Annotated in this window: 5 protein-coding genes and 1 tRNA gene; 3 read left to right on the forward strand and 3 right to left on the reverse strand. The window is 61.6% G+C overall.

Features of this window, described 5'->3' with window-relative positions; all coding sequences use genetic code 11:
* The first annotated feature begins 151 nt into the window (after positions 1-151).
* Positions 152-625, forward strand: coding sequence for a YaiI/YqxD family protein (locus DEVEQU_RS19035; RefSeq protein WP_126152190.1), 474 nt, complete (start codon positions 152-154; stop codon positions 623-625).
* 68 nt (positions 626-693) lie between these two features.
* Entirely contained in the window at positions 694-1,575 is an 882-nt protein-coding gene (locus tag DEVEQU_RS19040; protein WP_223214294.1) for a polysaccharide deacetylase family protein, read from the forward strand.
* Positions 1,576-1,588: 13 nt separating this feature from the next.
* Here DEVEQU_RS19040 and DEVEQU_RS19045 read toward each other — a convergent pair whose 3' ends face one another.
* A complete protein-coding gene (locus DEVEQU_RS19045; RefSeq protein WP_126152191.1) occupies positions 1,589-1,816 on the reverse strand; it encodes a hypothetical protein in 228 nt (75 codons plus the stop codon).
* A gap of 370 nt (positions 1,817-2,186) precedes the next feature.
* Here DEVEQU_RS19045 and DEVEQU_RS19050 point away from each other — a divergent pair, with 370 nt between their 5' ends.
* Entirely contained in the window at positions 2,187-2,402 is a 216-nt protein-coding gene (locus tag DEVEQU_RS19050) for a cold-shock protein (RefSeq protein WP_126152192.1), read from the forward strand.
* An 82-nt stretch (positions 2,403-2,484) separates the two neighbouring features.
* On the opposite strand, the gene DEVEQU_RS19055 is transcribed toward DEVEQU_RS19050, so the two are convergent.
* Together DEVEQU_RS19055 and DEVEQU_RS19060 are read right to left on the reverse strand one after the other, a co-directional pair.
* A complete protein-coding gene (locus DEVEQU_RS19055) occupies positions 2,485-2,928 on the reverse strand; it encodes a hypothetical protein (protein WP_126152193.1) in 444 nt (147 codons plus the stop codon).
* Between the two features lie 174 nt (positions 2,929-3,102).
* Positions 3,103-3,176, reverse strand: a tRNA-Gly gene (locus DEVEQU_RS19060).
* Positions 3,177-3,227 lie beyond the last annotated feature (51 nt).

Raw genomic sequence — 3,227 nt, forward strand, 5'->3', positions numbered from 1 at the left:
GTTCAGTGATCCACTGATGGACCCCCTCCCTCATTCCCTCCCCTCAAGGGGGAGGGAGGCGAAAGAGCACCAGAGCACTGCCAGAACCACCGACGCAACTCCTCCCCCTGTTTCAGGGGGAGGTTGGGTGGGGGTCTTTTCAGGACTGAGCATGGACATCTCTAAGCCACCCACCATCTACGTCGACGCCGATGCGTGCCCCGTCAAGGACGAGGCGAAGAAGGTCGCCGAGCGGCTGGGTCTCGTCATTACCTTTGTCAGCAATGGCGGCATTCGTCCTTCCCGCGACCCCATGGTTCAGGTGGTCGTGGTGCCCGCCGGCGCCGATGCTGCCGATGACTGGATCGTCGACCACGCAAAGCCCAACGACATTGTGCTCACCGCCGATATCCCGCTCGCAAGCCGCGCCATCGACGGCGGCTGTCACGTGCTGGGATTTACTGGCAAACCCTTCACGCCGGCCTCGATCGGCATGGCTTTGGCCATGCGCGATCTCAAGCAGCACCTGCGCGAGACTGGCGAAATCCAGGGCTACAATCCAGGCTTCCGGCCTGCCGACCGCTCCGCCTTTCTCAGCGCCCTCGATACGCTGGGACGCAAGGCTAAATCCTTGTCCGGTAAGTAGTTCTTAAGTTTTTGCGAGGGGATTATTAACCATAATCGCAAATTGTCGTCCGCACTTGATTTGCTTGTGTGGGTGTCGCTGTGCGGGTGTTGCGTGCGCTGTTCGTCATTGGTCTGCTCGGTGCGTCCCTGGGCGCTTGCGCCAAGCCGGTGAGCCAGAAGGAGCTGTCCGGCGGTCCGGTCGCGACGCAGGAACGGCTCGTCACCAACAGCACGTTCAAGGCCGCCGTGACCCGTGTCGAACAGCCTATGCCGGAGCGCATTTTCACCACCGGCAAGCTGTCCGGGCGGACGCTGCAGGTCGGCACCACTGCAGACATCATCCTGCGTCCCGGCGAAGTGGTTCTGACTTTCGACGATGGTCCGCGCCCGGGAAAAACCAATGCCATTCTCGACGCGCTTGATGCTAGGGGTGTCAAGGCGACCTTCCTGATGCTGGGCTCCTCCGCCAAGGCATATCCCGAGCTGGCAAGGCAGGTGGCCCAGCGCGGTCATACCGTTGGCAGCCATACCTATGGCCATGTCGATCTCTCCAAACTCAGCCGCCAGGCGGCGCTGGACGAGATTGTGCGGGGCGAAGCCGCAATTGCCGAAGCCCTCGGTGGGGCCGGCAAGGGCCTTTCACCCTTCTTCCGCTTCCCCTATCTGGCCCAGACCGGTTTCCTGCGCACCAGCCTGCTGCAGGGCGACATGGTGGTGCTGGACGTCGATATCGACAGCAAGGACTATTTTCGCGATACGCCCGAGGCCGTTGCGGCCCGCACACTTGCCCGGCTTGATGCTCGTGGCAGCGGCGTGATTCTGTTTCACGACATTCACCAGCGCACCGTCGATATGCTGCCGGCCTTCCTGGCGGAGCTGGACGCGCGCGGCTATTCGGTGGTTCGCCTCGTCCCCAAGAACAGTGGCGTCTTCGGTCGCAGCGTCATTACGGCCGAGATGATGCAGTAATTCGGACTGCGGTTCAGCGCGAGCCGTTGCCGAAATTGCCCTGGATCGCCGCGCGCCCTGCGGCGGCCATTGCTGCGATCTGTGCCCGCAACGACCGGTCCAATCCGCGGTTCCCGCCATCGCGCACCAAAAGTCCCTGCCGGTTGACGCTGTGGCCTGCCAGCATGCGCTCGGCCATCATCCGCGCCTCGCGCACGATGCGGCGTTCGAACAGGGGCATTCCGACAGAGGGTACGCGCATTCCGGCCTCGCTATGGTTAGCGAAACCTTAATCGTTCGTATCCGCCGCGTCCAAGCCAGAGTGAACAAATGGTTTACGCGCGCAAAAGCGGCGAAAAACGCCTGTGAACGGGCCTGTCTAGGGTGCCTCGCCGGGGGAATGGGCAAGATTTTTTACAAGCGGCGCAAGAGTTCGCAGATAATGCCTTGTTGCGGACACCGTTACAGTCCATATAAGGGGCATACGTTTTCAGCCTAAGTCGGCTCGCTGTTGCCGGTACCCCCGGTCCTTAGCTCACTCGTCTGTCTTGCGAACGTGTTATGCCCTCTTGCATGTTGCGGAGGGTCACCGCTCGTTCTGCCTCTGGCTCCGAGCTTCAAGGAATATGAAAATGGCCACTCACAAGGGCACCGTAAAGTTCTTCAACACCACCAAGGGTTTCGGTTTCGTCACCCCTGACAATGGCGGCAAGGACCACTTCGTCCACATCTCCGCTGTCCAGCGCTCCGGCATCGACGGTCTCTACGAGAACGACAAGATCTCGTACGAAGTCGAAACCGGCCGTGACGGTCGCGAGTCCGCTGTCAATCTGGTTCTCGAGAAGTAATCTTTCTCCCGAGACCACGTGTTGAAGGCCGCCCAAGGGCGGCCTTTTTTGTTTTCCATAGCACCAGGCGAATCCCCTGGTCTCACCCAGCGGTGTCGGTGCGCCGGTAAAAGCCGTCGATATCTGATCCCAGGCCGCAATAGCGCGCCGCCGCGTCGCTGTCGCTCACGAACGCCCCCTCCGGCCCGACGCGCACTTCGATGACAGGCGCATCAGCGCCGATGTCAGCTTCGGTCAGTTCGTTCAATTCACCCACGAATGGCACGATCCGTGCCGCGATCACGTCATCGGCGTCCTGCGGTCCAACCGCCTCGAGTTCGCAGTCCGCGGCCGTCGCGTCGCCATTGGGCAGGCCGCCGGCGCGCAAAGCAATCCGCCATTCATCGCCCTCGCGGGTGAGGGCCAGCGTCGCCGCTGCTGGCTCCTCGCGTTCGAAGACGGCATCGGCATCCTTCGTTTTGCCAACAGACGGCGTGGAGGCCAGGACGCTCAAAACGCAGGCGGCGACGATGATGTGTGTCTGCATGAAATCCTCGATCGTTTAAAAATGTCGGCTTGCGGACCGCCAATACGGCCCAAAAGCGCCGCCGCGCCCGCACAGTAAGGCGATTGCGGGTGTCCCGGCCATGGCCAGGACACAGCATGGCTGCGTGAGAGCCCAAGTCAAGGCTTTGTTCTGACTAGGATTTTCAGGAATTTTTGGAGCGGGTAGCGGGAATCGAACCCGCGTATTCAGCTTGGAAGGCTGCTGCTCTACCATTGAGCTATACCCGCGCCGGTGGCGCGATGCCGTGCGCACCGATTAGCGCGGCGGGGGGACGAAGG

Origin of the sequence: Devosia equisanguinis, assembly GCF_900631955.1 — a bacterium.
GTDB lineage: Bacteria > Pseudomonadota > Alphaproteobacteria > Rhizobiales > Devosiaceae > Devosia > Devosia equisanguinis.